The following is a 16,144-nucleotide window of genomic DNA, read 5'->3' as shown; positions in this document are numbered from 1 at the left end:
ATGCTGCACCTCAACGCGTTCCTGATGGGTGTCGGCCACCACGAGGCGGCCTGGCGGCTGCCGCAGAGCGATCCGTTCGCGCAGACCGACGTCACGCACTTCACGCGCCTGGCCCGCATCGCCGAGCGCGGCAAACTCGACTCGCTCTTCCTCGCCGACAGCCCGGTGCTGTGGAACAGCATCGGCCGGCGGCCGGGCGGCACCCTCGAACCGACAGTGCTGCTCACCGCCCTGGCCGGCGCGACCAGCCACATCGGGTTGATCGCGACCGCCTCGACGACGTACAACGAGCCGTTCAACCTGGCCCGCCGGTTCGCATCGCTGGACCACGTCAGCGGCGGCCGGGCCGGCTGGAACATCGTCACCACGGCCGGTGAACAGGCGGCCCGCAACTTCAACCTGGACGCGCTGCCCGCCCACCGGGAGCGGTACGAGCGGGCGGCCGAGTTCATCGAGGTGTCGCGCAAGCTCTGGGACAGCTGGGACGACCGCGCGCCGCTCGGTGACAAGGAGGCCGGGCGGTGGGGCGACGACGACCTGCTCTATCCGCCGGAGCACGTGGGACGGCACTTCCGGGTCGCCGGCGCGCTCAACGTCCCCCGCTCACCGCAGGGCTACCCGCTGCTGGTGCAGGCCGGGTCGTCCGAGGACGGCAAGGGGTTGGCCGCCCGCTACGCCGAGGCCGTCTTCACCGCCCAGCAGACCCTCGCCGAGGCGCAGACCTTCTACCGCGACCTCAAGCAACGCGCCGCCCAGGCGGGCCGCGATCCGCAGACCATCAAGATCCTGCCCGGCATCGTGCCGGCGATCGGGTCCACCGAGGCGGAGGCCCGCGCGCTGGAGGACGAGCTGGACCGGCTGATCAAACCCGAGTACGCCCGGCAGCAGCTCGCCACCACCCTGCGGGTCACGCCGGAGGACCTCGACCTGGACAGGGAACTCCCCGCCGACCTGCCCAGCGAGGACGAGATCGAGGGCGCGAAGAGCCGGTACACGCTGATCGTCACCCTGGCCCGGCGGGAGCGGCTGACCGTACGCCAGTTGATCGGTCGGCTCGGCGGCGGGCGCGGTCACCGCACCTTCGCCGGCACTCCCGAGCAGGTCGCCGACGCCATCGAGGAGTGGTACCGCGCCGGCGCGGCGGACGGCTTCAACATCATGCCGCCGGTGCTGCCGTCCGGGCTGGAGGTCTTCGTCGACCACGTCGTGCCCCTCCTGCAACGGCGAGGGCTGTTCCGTACCGAGTACACCGGCACGACCCTGCGGGATCACTACGGCCTGCCCCGCCCGGCCAACCAGCACGCGCGGCAACTCGCCGCGACCGCCCGCTGAATTCCCTGGAGAGGACGACCGATGGTGGACCACAGGCCCTTCGGGCACACCGGCGTACGCGTCAGCGCGCTCACACTGGGCGCGATGAACTTCGGTCAACGGGGCAACCCGGACCACGAGGACAGCATCCGGATCATCCACCGGGCACTCGACGAGGGCATCACCTCGATCGACACCGCGGACGTCTACTCCGACGGCGAGTCGGAGGAGATCGTGGGCAAGGCGCTCGCCGGTGGGCGACGCGAGGACGTCTTCCTCGCCACCAAGTTCCACGGCCAGGTCGGCGACAATCCGCAGCATCGGGGCAACTCCCGCCGCTGGATCGTCCGCGCGGTGGACAACAGCCTGCGCCGCCTGCGTACCGACTGGATCGACCTGTACCAGGCGCACCGCCCGGAGCCGGGCACGGACTTCGACGAGACGCTCGGCGCCCTCACCGACCTCGTGCGTCAGGGCAAGATCCGCTACCTCGGCACCTCCACGTTCGAGCCGTCGGCCATCGTGGAGGGCCAGTGGATCGCGCAGCGATGCGGCCGGGAGCGGGTGGTGAGCGAACAGCCCCCGTACTCGATCCTGGCCCGTGGTGTGGAACGCGAGGTCCTGCCCGTGGCCCAGCGCCACGGGCTGGCGGTGATCCCGTGGAGCCCACTGGCCGGTGGCTGGCTGTCGGGTCGCTACCACGCGGGGCTCGACGCCCCGATCTCCCGCCGGGCCGACCGGCTCCCGGCCCGGTTCGATCCGCGACTGCCGGCAAACGCGGCCAAGCTGGTCGCCGTCGAGAAGCTGGCAGCCCTCGCCGACGAGGCGGGGCTGTCCCTGATCCACCTGGCGATCGCGTTCGTCCTGGAGCACCCGGCGGTCACGTCGGCGATCATCGGGCCCCGCACCCTGGCGCACCTGGAGTCCCAGCTCGGCGCCACGAAGGTGACGCTGTCCGCGGACGTGCTGGACCGCATCGACGCCATCGTCGCGCCCGGCACCACGCTCAACCCGGCCGACGCCGGCTACCAACCGCCCGCGCTCACCGACCCGGCGTACCGCCGTCGCGGCGGATTGTCGACGCCGCAGGCCCGGGTGACCCCGTGAGCGACGGACCGGCACAAACCACGCCGACCCCGCACCGAACCTTCGAGAGGAAAACCCCCACCATGGCCCTGCTCACCCGCAACGGCTGGCGCCGCGGCGCGGCCGGGATCGCCGTCGCCGCGCTGACCGCCGGCATCTCCCTCGCCGCGCCGGCCACCGCCGCCACCGCCGCGATCGACACCACAATCGAGTGGTACGACGTCACCGCTACCGCCGTCGCGACCGGCACCCGACCGCAGGTGACGAACAACCGCGCGTGGGCGATCAGCTGGCTCGCCGCGGCCCGCGCGGTCCGCACCGCGCCCGCCTCGCCTGCCTACCAGGACGCCGCGCTGGCGTCCGCCGTGCACACCGCCCTGAGCGCCCTGATCCCGGACGCCACGCCCACGCTCGACGCGGCGCTGCGCACCACGCTCGACCGGATCCCCGACGGCCGCGCCAAGGACCGTGGGCACGCCGCCGGCCAGCGCGAAGCCCTCTCGCTGGTCGCCGAGCGGTCCGGCGACGGGCTCGACCCCGCCTCCGTCAACACGCCCTACCCCGCTCCCCCGGCCGCACCGGGGATCTGGCAGCCCACCCCACCGAGCTTCACGGCCGCCCAACAGGCCGGAAACCGGTTCGCCACGCCGTTCCTGCTCGACCGCACGGACCGGTACCGCCTCGGGCCGCCGCCGACGCTGGGATCGGCGCGCTACCGCGCCGACATCGCCGAGGTCCGGGCCTACGGCGCGGCCGACAGCACCGTACGCACGCCACGGCAGACCGACACGGCGACGTTCTGGCTCGGCTCCTCGCTGACCCTCTACACAGGCATCCTGCGCGCCGCGCTCGCCCAGTCCACCCGGTCGACCGCCGGGCGGGCGGCTCTCGTGGCCGTCTTCCACGTCGCCCTCGTCGACACCCAGATCGCGACCTCCGACACCAAGTACGCCTACCTGCGCTGGCGGCCGGTCACCGCGATCCGGGCCGACGGCGACCCCGGCTGGACGCCGCTGCACGACACCCCCGCGCATCCGGACTACCCCAGCGGGCACAACACCTACGCCGGGGCCGCCGAGGGGGTGCTCACCGCCCTGACCGGGGCGCGGGCACGGGTGGCGTACACCATCTCCAGCCCCACCCAACCCGGCGTCACCCGCACCTACACCGACTGGCATCGGCCCACGCAGGAGAACGTCGACGCCCGCGTGTGGTCGGGCATCCACACCCGTACGGCCGATGAGGCCGGCGTCCGGCTCGGCCGGGACGTCGCCGCGCACACCGTCCGCACCGCGGCCCGGCTGTTCGCCTGACCCTGCTCACCGGCGGGGCGGCACGTCGCCGCCCCGCCGGCCACGCCCGGTTCCACCTCCAGGAAGGCCGTCGCCGATGAGCGCTCAGTTCCTCTGGTACATCCCGAATCAGGTCGAGCCCGGCCATCGCGGCGACGACGTCGTCGAGCACCACAACAGTCTGCAAACCCTCACCAGCCACGCCCGAGCCCTGGAGGAGCACGGGTGGGGCGGCGCGCTCCTCGGCACCGGCTGGGGACGACCCGACACCTTCACCGTCGCCACCGCGCTTGCCGCCCGGACGACGACGTTCCAGCCGCTGATCGCGATCCGGCCCGGCTACTGGCGGCCCGCCAACTTCGCCTCCGCCGCCGCGACACTCGATCACCTCAGCGGCGGCCGCGTCCTGATCAACATCGTCTCGGGCAAGGACAACCTGGCGGCGTACGGCGACAGCGAGGGCGACCAGGCCCACCGCTACGCCCGCACCCGCGAGTTCCTCCAGCTCGTGCGCAGACTCTGGACCGAGGAGAACGTCACTTACCGGGGCGAGCACTTCCACGTCACCGGTTCCACAGTGGCGCTGCGGCCGGTCGTCCGCGGCGATCGCCGGCACCCCCGGCTCTACTTCGGTGGCGCCTCCCCCGCCGCCGAGGAGGTGGCCGCCACCGAGGCCGACGTCCAACTCTTCTGGGGTGAGCCGCTCGACGGCGTTGCCGAACGGATCGAGCGCCTCCGACTGCTCGGCGAGAAGCTGGGGCGCGAGCACGCCCCACTGGAGTTCGGGCTGCGGATCACCACAGTGGTGCGTGACACCACCGAACAGGCGTGGGCCGACGCCGAGGCCAAGGTGGCGCAGATGGCGGCGGGCCACGGCGTCGCCGGGCGGGACCGGACCTGGCGGGCCGCCGTCGGTCAGCAGCGGCTGCTCGACCTCGCCGCCCGCGGTGACGTGCTCGACGACAACCTCTACACCGCGCCCGGCAGGTACGGCGGCGGCGGCGCGGGCACCACCTGGCTGGTCGGCTCCGCCGAGGATGTGGCGAGGTCGCTGCGGAAGTACCAGGCGCTGGGCGTCACACACTTCGTGCTCTCCGACACTCCCTACCTTCCGGAGATCAGACGCCAGGGCGACCACCTGCTGCCGCTGCTGCGCGACTGAGCCGGGCTGCCCGCAGGACGGCGTGCGTTGGACGCGGTGGGGGACGACGGGATCACTGTCACCCCACCACCGCCGCGTCCGACGCACCGGCCGGCTCGCGCACAGCGGCGAAGCGCAGCCGGTGGTAATCGGCGTACCAGCGGCCGTCGCGCAGCAGCGTCGGCGCGGCCAACTCGTTGATCCGCGCCAGGACGCCGTCGCGCCGGTCCGCCGGCACATGGCCGATCAGGGACGCGCCGAACATGGCGACCCAGTCGGCGACGCCGCGCGGGCAGTCGGTCAGCTCGGTGGGCCGAGCAAAGTAGTCCATCCGCAGCACCTGGAAGCCGTGCTCCTCCAGCAGAGTGGCGTACTGCCCGGGGCTCGGGAAGTACCAGGGCATCCCCGCGCCCTCGGTCAGGCCCAGCTCGGCAAGGGCGGTGCGGACGGCGGTGAGGATCCCGGCCACGTTGTGTGCGCCGCCGAACTCGGCGACGAAACGCCCGCCCGGACGCAGCGCGCGACGGACCGCGGCGACGACCTCCGCCGGACGGGTCATCCAGTGCAGCGCGGCGTTGGAGAACACCGCGTCGACCTGCTCGTCGATCCGGAAGTCGTGGCCGTCCGCGAGCAGCACGCCCGATCCCAACCGGCCGGTGGCCGCGGCGACCATTGCGGGGTCACCGTCGACAGCGATAACCCGGGCGCCGCGCGCCGCGATCGTGGCGGCCAGCTCACCGGTGCCGCACCCCAGGTCGAGGACGGTCTCGCCGGGCCGCGGGGCGAGCAGCTCGACGACACCGCCGGCCAGCGCGGACACGTAACCGAACTGACTGTCGTAGCGGTCGGCGTCCCACCCGGCTGAGGGCTGGGACTCGCGGACGGAGTGCTGGGTCATCGCATCATCCTCGATCGATCTGCTGAAAGGCGCTGCCCGGCCATCGCCCACACCCCCTGGATGTCGGCGTCGAGCCGGGCGAGCGTGAACCGGCTTCACCTCGTTCCGGTCACGGTAGGCCCACCGGCCGCGCCGGCGCGCGGACGCGTCAGGGTGGCTGAACGTGAATCTCGCCTGAGCCGACAGTTCTCCACCTAGGTTCGGTGCGCAGGACGCCGTCGAACCGGGGAGAGACGTGGACAGCTATCCGGCGATCGAGGATCACGGACTCATCGGCGACCTGCAGACCGCCGCGCTGGTGACGTGTGACGGCACTGTCGACTGGTTCTGCGCGCCGCGCTTCGACTCGCCGAGCATCTTCGCCGCCCTGCTGGACAAGGACAAGGGCGGCTACTTCCGGATCGCGCCACACGACGTCCGGTACGTCACCAAACAGCTCTACCTCCCCGGCACGCCCATCCTGATCACCCGGTTCATCAGCGCCGACGGCGTGGCCGAGGTGATGGACTTCATGCCTGTCACCGGCGAGCGGGCCACCGACGCGCACCGCCTGGTCCGCATCGTCACCATGGTCCGGGGCAGCATGCGTTTCCGGGTGGAGTGCCGGCCGCGGTTCGACTACGCCCGCGAAGAGCATCAGCTGGAGCGCCACCGCAACGGCTACGTCTTTCGCGGCCGTACGGCATCGCTGACCTTCAACCCGGTCGACCCCACGCGGCGGTTGATCTCCGAACACGGCGACATCCGCCTGGAGGGCGGCGACCTCGTCGCCTACGGCACCCTGAACGAGGGCGACACGGGCGGGGTGGTCCTGGAGACGGGCGCCACCGAGCCACGGGTCATCCCGGCGGAAGAGATCCAGGGCATGTTCGAGTGGACCCGGGACTACTGGCGGCGCTGGCTGGAACGCTCCCGCTACACCGGCCGCTGGCGGGAGATGGTCGAACGCTCCGCCATCACGCTCAAACTCATGACGTACGCCCCCACCGGCGCGATGATCGCCGCACCCACCGCCGCGCTGCCCGAACTGGTGGGCGGGACCCGCAACTGGGACTACCGCTACACCTGGGTCCGCGACACGTCGTTCTCGGTGCACGCGCTGCTCGGCCTCGGCTTCACCGAGGAGGTCAGCCGGTACATGGACTGGTTGGACGAGCGGATCCGCGAGGCCGGCGACCTTCAGGATCCACTGAAGATCATGTACCGGGTGGACGGCTCCTCCGACCTGCACGAGGAGATCCTCGACCACCTGGAGGGCTACCGCGGCTCGTCGCCTGTGCGGATCGGCAACGGCGCGGCCGACCAACTTCAGCTCGACATCCACGGCGAGGCGCTCTACGCCATGCATCTTGCCGACGAGCAGGGCATCCGCGTCTCGCACCAGGTGTGGAAGAGCACCGTCCGACTCGTCGACTGGCTCTGCACCCACTGGGACCAGGCCGACGCCGGCATCTGGGAGAGCCGTCACCACCCCCGCAACTACACCTTCGGGCGGGTGATGTCCTGGGTCGCGCTGGACCGGGCCGTCCGCCTCGCCATGCGGACCGGCCGGCCCGGTGACATCGCCGGCTGGACGGCGCAACGCAACCGCATCTACGACCAGGTCATGGCCCGCGGCTACGACCGGGGTCGCGGCACCTTCGTGCAGGCGTACGGCGAGACCGTGCTGGACGCGGCATTGCTCGCGATGCCGTCGGTGGGCTTCGTCACGCCGAGTGACCCACTGTGGCAGTCGACCCTGCACGCGATCGAGCGCGAGCTGGTCTCCGACAGCCTCGTCCACAGGTACGACCCGGTCCACTCCCCCGACGGCCTCCCCGGCCACGAGGGCACCTTCAACATGTGCACCTTCTGGTACGTCGAGGCGCTGGCCCGTTCCGGCCGCCTCGACGACGCCCGACTCACGTTCGAGAAGATGTTCACCTTCAGCAACCACCTCGGCCTCTACGCGGAGGAGATCGCCGCGACCGGGGAGCAGATCGGCAACTACCCCCAGGCGTTCAGCCACCTCTCGTTGATCAACTCAGCGCTGACGCTCAACGACCTGCTCGACACCGAGGCCGACGCCCGCAGGCGCCGGTAGCACGAGCACCGTGGCCGGCGTGACCTCTCAGGCGACGGCGAGGGCCATTCGGCGGACCGCCTCGGTGATCAGCTCAGGCGCGGTGGCCAGGTTCAGCCGGACGTGGCCGCCACCGCCGGTGCCGAAGGTCGTGCCGGAGTTGAGCGCCACCCGGCCACGGTCGAGGAACACGGCGGCGGGGTCGTCGCCGAGGCCCAGGGCGCGGCAGTCGAGCCAGGCGAGATACGTGGCCTGACCGGGCTGGTAGCGGATGGCCGGCAGGTGCTCGGCGAGCAGTGCGGCGAGGAGCCGACGGTTGTCGTCCAGGCCGTCCAACAGGGCGTCGAGCCACTCGCCGCCGTCGCGGAAGGCGGCGGTGTGGGCGATCACGCCGAGGTGGCTGGTGCCGATGCTGACCCCGACCGGGACGCGGCTGAGCTCCCCGGCCGCGGCCGGGCCGGCAACGAGGAGTCCACCGCGCAGGCCGGCCAGGTTCCACCCCTTGGAGGCGGACATCAGCGACAGGCCGTTCTCCGCGCCGGGCACCGAGAGGTACGGCACGAACCGCGCACCGCCGGCCACCACCGGCGCGTGGATCTCGTCGGCGACCACCCGCACTCCGTGCCGTTGGGCCAGACCCGCGACGGCTGTCAACTCGTCCGCGCTGTGCACGACGCCTGTCGGGTTGTGCGGGCTGCACAGCAGGTACGCCGCCGGCCGTCCACCGGCGCGAGCCCGCCGGAACGCGTCCTGAAGCGTGCCGAAGTCGATCCGCAGGTCCTCGCCGAGCGACGCCTCCACGATCCGGCGGTCGGCGTGCGCCAGGGCCTCGTAGAACGGCGGGTAGACCGGGCAGTTGACGACCACCGCGTCCCCCGGCTCGGTGACCAGTCGCAGCGCCTCGACGACGCCGTGCATCACGTCGGGCACCAGCGCGGTGCGCTCCACGGCCAGCCCGTCCCAACCCCACCGCCGCCTGGCGAACTCCGCCAGGGCCTGCGGGTACGCGGTGCCGGCGGTGTAACCGGTGTCGCCGCGCGCGACGGCGTCGGTGATCGCGCGCGCCACCGGCTCGGCCAGCGGCACGTCCATCTCGGCCACCCAGAGCGGCAGCACGTCGTCGGGGTACTCCCGCCACTTGAGGCTCGTCCGTTGCCGAAGCTGGTCGATCGTGAGCTGGCGAAGGGGATTCACCGCGTTTCGGGCACCACTCAGCACACCACTCATGGCCGAAGCCTATTCGGCGAACCCGCCCCGCGCCGGACCCCCTCCACGGGTAAACCAGGCGCTAGCGTCCACGTCCCACAACCGCGATGCCACGTTCGCCCTGCGTGAGAAATCAGGCTGCCGGCTGTTTGTCACGAACGACCTTGGGTAGGCGCGCCCGATGAGCGGGCCAGACACGAACCTGAGCACTCGGTCGGACACCAGCCGCGCCGTGGCGTTCAGCGATGCCATCTTCGCCATCATCATCACGCTGCTGGTCCTGGACCTCCGGGTGCCCGACGTTCCACCCGGCCGCCTCCTGTCCGGCCTGCTCGACCAGTGGCCGTCGTACGTCGCGTATCTCGCGTCCTACTCGTACGTGGCCGTCGTCTGGCTCAACCACAAGGCGGCGTTCAATCGCATTCGGGAGGCCGATCGCGGCCTGCACTGGGTGAACCTGTTCGTGCTGTTCAGCACGGCGCTGCTGCCGTTTCCGACGATCGTCGTGTCGCACGCGCTGCAGGAACACAACAACACCGACCAGCGGGTGGCCATCGCCTTCTACGCGCTGATCGGCGCGTTGCTGTGTGCGACGTGGCTGGCGTTCTACCATTATCTGGCCCGGAACCCCGATCTGCTGAAGGACCAGGGCAGGGGCGGCTTCTTTCACGTCGAGCGGTTCCGTGCCCTCGCCGGGGTCGTCCTGTACGTGCTCGCGGGGCTGGTCGGCTACCTGGTGGCGCCCTTGATCGGGCTGGTCATCTTCCTCCTCCTACCCGTCTTCTACGCCATCACCAGCGCCGGCCTGTACCAGTTTCCAGTGGCCCGCCGGATCACCCACCGCCCTCCGCCAACCGACTGAGGACGAGCAGATCACCGTTCCACCCCGTGAACGCCCGGTACCTACAGCATCTCGAGTGGTTGGGGGCCGGCCGGCGGTGGGAACGCCGTGTCGAGTGCCGCCAGGTCCTCCTCGGTCAGCTGCACGTGCCGCGCTTCGGCGTTCTCCCGGGTGTGCTCGGCCTTGGACGACCGGGGGATGGCCGCGACCATCTCCTGGCGCAGCAGCCAGGCGAGCGCGACCTGGGCGGCCGTGGCCTCGTGCCGGGCGGCGACCTCCGTGACCTGGGGGTGGCCGAGCAGTCGACCCTGTTCGATCGGCGAGTACGCCATCACCGGGATGTGGTGCTCGCGTAGCCACGGCAGCAGGTCGTACTCGGGACCGCGGCGGGTGAGGTTGTAGAGGATCTGATTCGTCGCGCAGGCGCTTCCTCCCGCATCCAGGAGGTCGTTCATGTCCGAGAGATCAAAGTTGCTGACGCCCCACTGCCCGATGTCGCCGGCGTCGACGAGTTCGGCGAACGCCTCGATCGTCTCCGCGAGTGGATGCGAGCCGCGCCAGTGCAGCAGGTAGAGGTCGATGTGGTCGACGCCGAGTCGTTGCAGGCTACGACGGCAGGCCTCCACCGCCCCCCGTCGACTGGCGTTGGACGGCACCACCTTGTCGACGAGAAAGACGTCGGCGCGTCGTCCGGCGATCGCCTCGCCGACGAGTTCCTCGGAAGCGCCGTCACCGTACATCTCCGCGGTGTCGATCATGGTCATGCCCAGGTCGAGCCCGGTGCGCAGGGCGGTCATCTCGTCCTGTCGTCTCTCGGGGCGGTCGCCGAGGTACCAGGTTCCCTGGCCCAGCGCGGGCATGGTCTGACCGGAGGGCAGCTCGATCGCGCCGATAGCGAGAGTCATGTCGACCTTTCCGGAGGCTCGAATGCCGTCAGGTGCCTGCGTTACCCGCTGGGACAGGCAGAACACCCTCACAGCCGCCACCTTTCGCGCGCCGCGCGGGCCGCGCGCAGCTGATGCAGTCCCAGCGCGGGCAGGGACACTACCGCCACTCGGCGTCGGGCCGAGGTCTGCGCGACGAGCGGCATCCGCGCGGCGTGCAGCGGCAGGTCGGTCAGGCAGATCGCGATGTCCCACTGGTCGTCGGCACGCCGTTGGGCAAGATCGTCGAGCAGCGCCTCAGCGCCGCCGTCGCGGCGCGGCGCCACCTCGCCCCAGCCTTCCCGGACCGTCCACCGCACGTCCGCGTCCACCCGGTCGGCGAGCCGGGCGGCCAACTCGGCGGTGAGCGGCGCGGCCACCCGGGCCGGGTGGTCGGGTGGGGTGGCCACCAGTCCGACGACGATCTCCGGGTGGTGCTGTTCACTGTGGGTCATCGGTGCTCCTCACCGCTCGCCGGGCTCGTCGATCACGGTCACCGACGCTGGCCGTGGCAGAGGCCGTGAACCCGAGCAGCGCCTAACCGCGACCGTCGGGGTGCAGCAGAACCTTGGTCCAGCCGTCGTTGCGGGCATCGAAGTTCTGGTACCCCATTGGCGCCTCGTCCAACGTGAGCTCGTGGGACACCAGGAACGAGGGCTTGGCCTTGCCTGACGCGATGAGATTCATCAGCTGCCGGTTGTATGCCTTCACGTTGCACTGCCCGGTGCCCATGCTCTGCCCCTTGAACCAGAACATGCCGTAGTCGAACGGCACCTTGCCCTGCTTCTGCAGCGGGTCCGGCGACCCGGGGTCCGCCGTGATGTACACACCGACCACTCCGATCGTTCCCCCGAACCGCACGGAATGCACGAGGTTGTTCAACGTCAGCCCCGACTTCTCCTGGCCCTGCGGATCGTGCGCCTGGTAACCGACGGCCTCGCAGCCGCGGTCCGCGCCCATCCCGTTGGTCTGCTCCAGGATCTGGTCGACAGGTGACGCCTTCGAGTCGTCGATCGGGATGGCCCCGATCTGCTCCGCAAGACGCAGGCGGTCCGGATGGCGGTCGACCACCATCACCTTGTTGGCGCCCTTGATGATCGCGGAGTAGGCGGCGAGCAGGCCGACCGGTCCGGCACCGTAGACCGCCACGTTGTCGCCGGGCCGTACGCAGGCGAGTTCGGTCGCGTGCCAGCCGGTCGGGAAGATGTCGGACAGCATGACGTAGTCCTTCTGCCTGCCCATGTCCCGAGCATCCGGCGGCAGGACCAGGCAGTTGAAGTCCGCCCACGGCACCCGCAACAACTCCGCCTGACCGCCGCTGTAGGGACCCATGTCGGCATAGCCGTACGCCGCGCCCGCCATCCCGGGCGCCGGGTTGGCCACCAGACAGAACGCGGTCAGACCCTGGTTGCAGTTGGCACAGGACCCACACGAGACGTTGAACGGCAGGCACACCATGTCGCCGACCTTGACCAGATCGACCCCTTCGCCGACCTCGATCACTTCGCCCATGTTCTCGTGGCCGAGCACCCGGCCGGGCTCCATGTCGGTGCGTCCGTCGTACATGTGCAGGTCGGAGCCGCAGATGTTCGTCGTCGTAATCCGGACCAGGACATCCGTCGGTCGCTCGATCTTCGCGTCCGGAACCTCCTTGACGCTGACCGTCCTGGGTCCCTCGTACACGACAGCCTTCATGTCTTCCCCCGTGAAGATTCCGCTCACCACGTGAGCACTGCCCTTGCTGGCGTTCACATCCTCGCAGACCGATCCGACCGTTAAGACCGATTTACACCACGCGGACCAGCCCATCCAGTTGGCGTAAATGAGCGACTGACGTTCCCGATATCGGCCTCTTTGGACCGGGTCCGATGACACCCTGTACCGGTGAACGGCCACTGATGCGTACCGCGTTGATCGTGTTGGCTGCGCTGGCGGCGGCCGTGCTCGTGGACCTGGCCGTCGGCGTGCTGATCCGCCGAGCGGCCCGTGGCCGCTACAGGTGGCTGCTGGAACCGTTGCGGAACGCCTGCCGCCGCCCGGCGGCCGCGGTCCTGCTGGCCGGCGCGCTGCACTACGCGCTGCCGCCCGGACCCGCCGATTGGCAGCGTCATCTGCGGCACGCCAGCCTGCTGGTGCTGATCGCCGCCAGCGCGTGGCTGCTGATCAGAACGTTGAGCGTCATCGAGACGGTGTCGTTCAGCAAGCTGCCGAGCGATCTGGTCACCAGCCGGCGCATCAGACGGGCCCGCACCCAGATCCGCCCCGTGCGGCGGCTCACCGTCGCCGTGGTCACGATCGTCGCGATCGGCCTGATCCTGATCACCTTCCGGCCGGTACGCCTCTTCGGCATCTCGGTGCTCACGTCGGCGGGCGTGGTCGGCGCGCTGATCGGCCTTTCCGCCCGAACGGCGCTCGGCAACGCGTTCGCCGGCGTCCAGGTCGCCTTCGCCGACGGTCTGCACGTCGGTGACGTGCTGGTGGTGGACGGCGAGTGGGGCCGGGTCGAGGAGGTGAAGCTGACCAACGTGGTGATCCGACTCTGGGACGAGCGGATGCTCATCCTGCCGACCACCTACTTCACCGAGCGGCCGTTTCAGAACTGGACCCGGAACGAGTCCAGAGTCGTCGGCAAGGTCCAGATCCATGTCGACCACACCGCCGACCTGGATGACCTGCGCCGGGAGGCGCGCCGGCTGGTCGAGTCCTCACCGCTGTGGGATCGCGGCCAGTGGGTGCTCCAGATGGTCGACTCCACTCCGCAGACGGTGGTCGTCCAGGTGCAGGCCTCGGCGGCCGACGGCGCCAGCGCCTGGGACCTGCGCTGCGACCTGCGCGAGGGACTGGTTCGCTACCTGCGCGACAGTCATCCGCAGTGGCTGCCCCGCGCCCGCAACCAGTACCAGCCCTGACCGACGCCGCATCACCCGAGTACGAGGGTGAGGCCCTCTTCGGCCGCCAGCACCGGACCGTCGAACTCCGACTGCGCGGCGGCCACTGGGGCCGCCCGGTCGTTGCCCGGCCAGAAGTGGGTGAGCAGCAGCCGGCGGGCGCCGGCCCTGCGAGCCCAGTGACCGGCCTCGGTGGACGTCATCAGATTGCGGGTGGGTCGGTCGGTCTCGCCGGCATGGTCGGTGGCCTCGACGATGAACAGATCGGCGTCGCGGCCGAGGTCGGCCAGCACGGGGGTCGGGCCGGCGTCCCCGGAGTAGGCCACGGCTGTCCCGTCGGCCTCGATGCGAACGCCCGCGTTGGGCACGTAATGCGGGAGTGAGAGCCCGGTCAGGTCGAAGGGCCCCACCCGGTAGGCGCCGGGCAGCGGATGCAGGTCGAAGACCGCGTACAGGTCGACGTCCGGCTCCAGGGCGCCGAGCCGATCGAGCACGCCCGGCGGGCAGTGCAACGGCAGCCGTGGCCGATCGACGGCGCCGTAGAACCGCATCCGGAACAGCCCGTGCAGGTCGACGCAGTGATCGGGGTGTTCATGGGTGATGACGACGGCGTCGACCTCGCCGTCCGGCCAGTGCCCGAGCAGCCGTGGCAGCGTGGCGTAGCCCAGGTCGATCACCAGGCGGTAGTCGTCCCAGTCCACGGCGAAACCGCTACAGGCACGGCCCGGCTCGGGAAAGGCACCGGAACTACCCAGCACGGTGACCCGTCGCATTCGGACAGAATGCCAGACCGGCGGCCTCCCGTCCGGCCCGTCGCATTCGAACGCGAAGTGCCGGATGAGCGCCTGGCACGCGCGTGGCGGCTTCCCGGCGTTTCAGTCTGTTGAGCGATATACCTCTGAGTCATAGATATGACTCACAGGTATATCGCTCAACGCAGTAACGCCTCCGGTCGGATTGTCGCGGCCCGCGCCCAACCGGAGAGAGCGCAGTCGGCAGCATCGGCCGGGTGTGCGGCGGGCGGCGGGCGGGTACGCCTGGCGTGGCGCGGCGATAGGGTGGCGCGGTGTTCTCCGTCGGCACGCGTGACTCGATCCGCGAGCGGTTGCTCAGCTCAGCCGAAGGTGACCCCGCCGTCGTCGGGGCCGCCATCACCGGATCCCAGGCCGTCGACGGTGGCGACCGATGGTCCGACGTCGACCTCGCGTTCGGCATCGACGGACCGCTGGATGCGGCGATGCACCGCTGGACGGACCTGCTCTACCGCGACTTCGCCGCAGTTCATCACTGGGACGTGCCGTCCGGCTCGACTGTGTATCGGGTGTTCCTGCTTCCCGACACGCTCGAAGTGGACCTCGGGTTCACTCCGGCCGCGGAGTTCGGGCCGCACGGCCCGACCTGGCGCACCGTCTTCGGGCAACCCGCAGCGGCGAAGGAAGCGCCGACCCCCTCTCTGCGGACCCTTGCCGGGTTGGGATGGCACCATGCCCTGCACGCGTGGACATCCATCAAGCGTCACCGCTGGTGGCAGGCCGAGCAGTGGATCAGCGCCCTACGCGGCCAGGTTCTCGCCCTGGCCTGCCTGCGCCTCGGCCATCCCACCAGCTACGCGAAGGGCGTACACCTGCTTCCCCCGGAGGTGACCGCGCCGCTGGACGCCACTCTGGTCCGTGCGCTCGACGACGCCGAACTCACCCGCGCCCTCGCCGCCGCCACGGCGGCGCTGATCGCGGAACTCACGCTTGCGGATGCGACTCTGGCAGCCCGACTCGCCGCCACCCTCGGCGACCGTACGCCTCCAGCAGGGTGCGCAGCCCAGGCCAGCGTCGACCCCATCCGTCAAGACCGACCGTTCTACCCGCCCGGCCGCTAGGATGGGGGTATGACGCGCGACAAACCCGACACTCGGCCCTCCGAGGCGCGGGCCCGGCTTCTCGCCACGGCGACCAGGATCTTCTACTCGGAGGGCATCCATTCCGTCGGCATTGACCGGATCATCTCCGAGGCGAAAGTGACCCGCGCGACCTTTTACCGACACTTTCCCAGCAAGGACGATCTCATCCTCGCCTACCTGCGTGAGGTCCATAAAATGGAGCGCGACGCGTTCGACGTGGCCATCGCCGACAACTCGTCGCCCGTCGACCCACTCCTGGCCATTGCCGGCTCCATCGCGCAGAACATCCAGTCCCCCGGGTTCCGTGGATGTGCCTTCCTGAACGCCGCGGCAGAATATCCCGGAGTCGAACATCCCGTACGCCAGGAGATCCTCGCCCACCGGCAATGGTTCCTCGACACGCTCAGCACGCTGATGGCGCAGGTCGACCAGGAAACGGCCGACCCCGCCGCGCGCCATTTCGTCATGCTCCGCGACGGTGCCATGGCCGCCGGATGCCTCTTCGACCCCGCGCTGGTGTCCGAGACCTTCCTCCGCGGCGTCGAAGGACTTCTCCGGGTCAATACCGAGCGCCAGTCGACCGAATCCGCCGGCTAGCACTA

Annotated in this window: 15 protein-coding genes; 9 read left to right on the top strand and 6 right to left on the bottom strand. The window is 70.5% G+C overall.

All coding sequences use genetic code 11. The features are described 5' to 3' along the window. The 4 genes from ACLQ26_RS20490 to ACLQ26_RS20475 all read left to right on the top strand — a co-directional run bounded on the left by ACLQ26_RS20490 (position 1) and on the right by ACLQ26_RS20475 (position 4,851). Positions 1 to 1,332, top strand: coding sequence for an LLM class flavin-dependent oxidoreductase (locus ACLQ26_RS20490; RefSeq protein WP_425745957.1), 1,332 nt, complete (start codon positions 1 to 3; stop codon positions 1,330 to 1,332). A 21-nt stretch (positions 1,333 to 1,353) separates the two neighbouring features. After that, a complete protein-coding gene (locus ACLQ26_RS20485) occupies positions 1,354 to 2,418 on the top strand; it encodes an aldo/keto reductase (RefSeq protein WP_425745956.1) in 1,065 nt (354 codons plus the stop codon). Beyond that, positions 2,415 to 3,710, top strand: a complete 1,296-nt coding sequence (locus ACLQ26_RS20480) for a vanadium-dependent haloperoxidase (protein WP_425745955.1) — start codon at positions 2,415 to 2,417, stop codon at positions 3,708 to 3,710. Before ACLQ26_RS20485 ends, ACLQ26_RS20480 begins: the two co-directional genes overlap by 4 nt. Before the next feature lie 76 nt (positions 3,711 to 3,786). Further along, a complete protein-coding gene (locus tag ACLQ26_RS20475; protein WP_425745954.1) occupies positions 3,787 to 4,851 on the top strand; it encodes an LLM class flavin-dependent oxidoreductase in 1,065 nt (354 codons plus the stop codon). A 58-nt stretch (positions 4,852 to 4,909) separates the two neighbouring features. On the opposite strand, the gene ACLQ26_RS20470 is transcribed toward ACLQ26_RS20475, so the two are convergent. Continuing rightward, a complete protein-coding gene (locus tag ACLQ26_RS20470; RefSeq protein ID WP_425745953.1) occupies positions 4,910 to 5,728 on the bottom strand; it encodes a class I SAM-dependent methyltransferase in 819 nt (272 codons plus the stop codon). A gap of 235 nt (positions 5,729 to 5,963) precedes the next feature. Here ACLQ26_RS20470 and ACLQ26_RS20465 point away from each other — a divergent pair, with 235 nt between their 5' ends. Continuing rightward, positions 5,964 to 7,811 (top strand): glycoside hydrolase family 15 protein, encoded by a 1,848-nt coding sequence (locus tag ACLQ26_RS20465; RefSeq protein WP_425745952.1) that lies wholly within the window; start codon positions 5,964 to 5,966, stop codon positions 7,809 to 7,811. A gap of 27 nt (positions 7,812 to 7,838) precedes the next feature. Here the strand turns inward: ACLQ26_RS20465 and ACLQ26_RS20460 are convergent, their stop codons facing one another. Further along, positions 7,839 to 9,017, bottom strand: coding sequence for a MalY/PatB family protein (locus ACLQ26_RS20460; protein ID WP_425745951.1), 1,179 nt, complete (start codon positions 9,015 to 9,017; stop codon positions 7,839 to 7,841). Between the two features lie 160 nt (positions 9,018 to 9,177). Here ACLQ26_RS20460 and ACLQ26_RS20455 point away from each other — a divergent pair, with 160 nt between their 5' ends. Next, a complete protein-coding gene (locus ACLQ26_RS20455) occupies positions 9,178 to 9,858 on the top strand; it encodes a TMEM175 family protein (RefSeq protein WP_425745950.1) in 681 nt (226 codons plus the stop codon). 41 nt (positions 9,859 to 9,899) lie between these two features. On the opposite strand, the gene ACLQ26_RS20450 is transcribed toward ACLQ26_RS20455, so the two are convergent. The 3 genes from ACLQ26_RS20450 to ACLQ26_RS20440 all read right to left on the bottom strand — a co-directional run bounded on the left by ACLQ26_RS20450 (position 9,900) and on the right by ACLQ26_RS20440 (position 12,656). Next, positions 9,900 to 10,742: an aldo/keto reductase gene (locus tag ACLQ26_RS20450; protein WP_425745949.1), complete on the bottom strand. Its 843-nt coding sequence runs from the start codon at positions 10,740 to 10,742 to the stop codon at positions 9,900 to 9,902. A gap of 68 nt (positions 10,743 to 10,810) precedes the next feature. After that, complete coding sequence (locus ACLQ26_RS20445; RefSeq protein ID WP_425745948.1) at positions 10,811 to 11,215, bottom strand: hypothetical protein; 405 nt, start codon at positions 11,213 to 11,215, stop codon at positions 10,811 to 10,813. 82 nt (positions 11,216 to 11,297) lie between these two features. After that, positions 11,298 to 12,656: a glutathione-independent formaldehyde dehydrogenase gene (locus ACLQ26_RS20440; RefSeq protein ID WP_425745947.1), complete on the bottom strand. Its 1,359-nt coding sequence runs from the start codon at positions 12,654 to 12,656 to the stop codon at positions 11,298 to 11,300. A 2-nt stretch (positions 12,657 to 12,658) separates the two neighbouring features. Here ACLQ26_RS20440 and ACLQ26_RS20435 point away from each other — a divergent pair, with 2 nt between their 5' ends. Further along, complete coding sequence (locus tag ACLQ26_RS20435) at positions 12,659 to 13,669, top strand: mechanosensitive ion channel family protein (protein ID WP_425745946.1); 1,011 nt, start codon at positions 12,659 to 12,661, stop codon at positions 13,667 to 13,669. 11 nt (positions 13,670 to 13,680) lie between these two features. On the opposite strand, the gene ACLQ26_RS20430 is transcribed toward ACLQ26_RS20435, so the two are convergent. Further along, positions 13,681 to 14,421, bottom strand: a complete 741-nt coding sequence (locus ACLQ26_RS20430) for an MBL fold metallo-hydrolase (RefSeq protein WP_425745945.1) — start codon at positions 14,419 to 14,421, stop codon at positions 13,681 to 13,683. Between the two features lie 293 nt (positions 14,422 to 14,714). On the opposite strand from ACLQ26_RS20430, the gene ACLQ26_RS20425 reads away from it, so the two are divergent. Both ACLQ26_RS20425 and ACLQ26_RS20420 read left to right on the top strand, forming a co-directional pair. Continuing rightward, positions 14,715 to 15,521, top strand: coding sequence for a hypothetical protein (locus ACLQ26_RS20425; RefSeq protein ID WP_425745944.1), 807 nt, complete (start codon positions 14,715 to 14,717; stop codon positions 15,519 to 15,521). Between the two features lie 9 nt (positions 15,522 to 15,530). Beyond that, entirely contained in the window at positions 15,531 to 16,139 is a 609-nt protein-coding gene (locus ACLQ26_RS20420; RefSeq protein ID WP_425745943.1) for a TetR/AcrR family transcriptional regulator, read from the top strand. Positions 16,140 to 16,144: the final 5 nt, after the last annotated feature.

Source organism: Micromonospora sp. DT43 (assembly GCF_049841645.1).
Lineage (GTDB): Bacteria > Actinomycetota > Actinomycetes > Mycobacteriales > Micromonosporaceae > Micromonospora.
Note: the sequence above shows the minus strand (reverse complement) of the source record. Positions and strands in the feature narration are given on the sequence as shown.

Excerpts from the sequence above, each read along its gene's own strand:
- ACLQ26_RS20470 (WP_425745953.1), bottom strand. The coding sequence starts at position 5,728 with ATGACCCAGCACTCCGTCCGCGAGTCCCAGCCCTCAGCCGGGTGGGAC.
- ACLQ26_RS20460 (WP_425745951.1), bottom strand. The coding sequence starts at position 9,017 with ATGAGTGGTGTGCTGAGTGGTGCCCGAAACGCGGTGAATCCCCTTCGC.
- ACLQ26_RS20490 (WP_425745957.1), top strand. The coding sequence starts at position 1 with ATGCTGCACCTCAACGCGTTCCTGATGGGTGTCGGCCACCACGAGGCG.
- ACLQ26_RS20430 (WP_425745945.1), bottom strand. The coding sequence starts at position 14,421 with ATGCGACGGGTCACCGTGCTGGGTAGTTCCGGTGCCTTTCCCGAGCCG.
- ACLQ26_RS20475 (WP_425745954.1), top strand. The coding sequence starts at position 3,787 with ATGAGCGCTCAGTTCCTCTGGTACATCCCGAATCAGGTCGAGCCCGGC.
- ACLQ26_RS20445 (WP_425745948.1), bottom strand. The coding sequence starts at position 11,215 with ATGACCCACAGTGAACAGCACCACCCGGAGATCGTCGTCGGACTGGTG.
- ACLQ26_RS20455 (WP_425745950.1), top strand. The coding sequence starts at position 9,178 with ATGAGCGGGCCAGACACGAACCTGAGCACTCGGTCGGACACCAGCCGC.
- ACLQ26_RS20485 (WP_425745956.1), top strand. The coding sequence starts at position 1,354 with ATGGTGGACCACAGGCCCTTCGGGCACACCGGCGTACGCGTCAGCGCG.
- ACLQ26_RS20435 (WP_425745946.1), top strand. The coding sequence starts at position 12,659 with ATGCGTACCGCGTTGATCGTGTTGGCTGCGCTGGCGGCGGCCGTGCTC.
- ACLQ26_RS20450 (WP_425745949.1), bottom strand. The coding sequence starts at position 10,742 with ATGACTCTCGCTATCGGCGCGATCGAGCTGCCCTCCGGTCAGACCATG.
- ACLQ26_RS20420 (WP_425745943.1), top strand. The coding sequence starts at position 15,531 with ATGACGCGCGACAAACCCGACACTCGGCCCTCCGAGGCGCGGGCCCGG.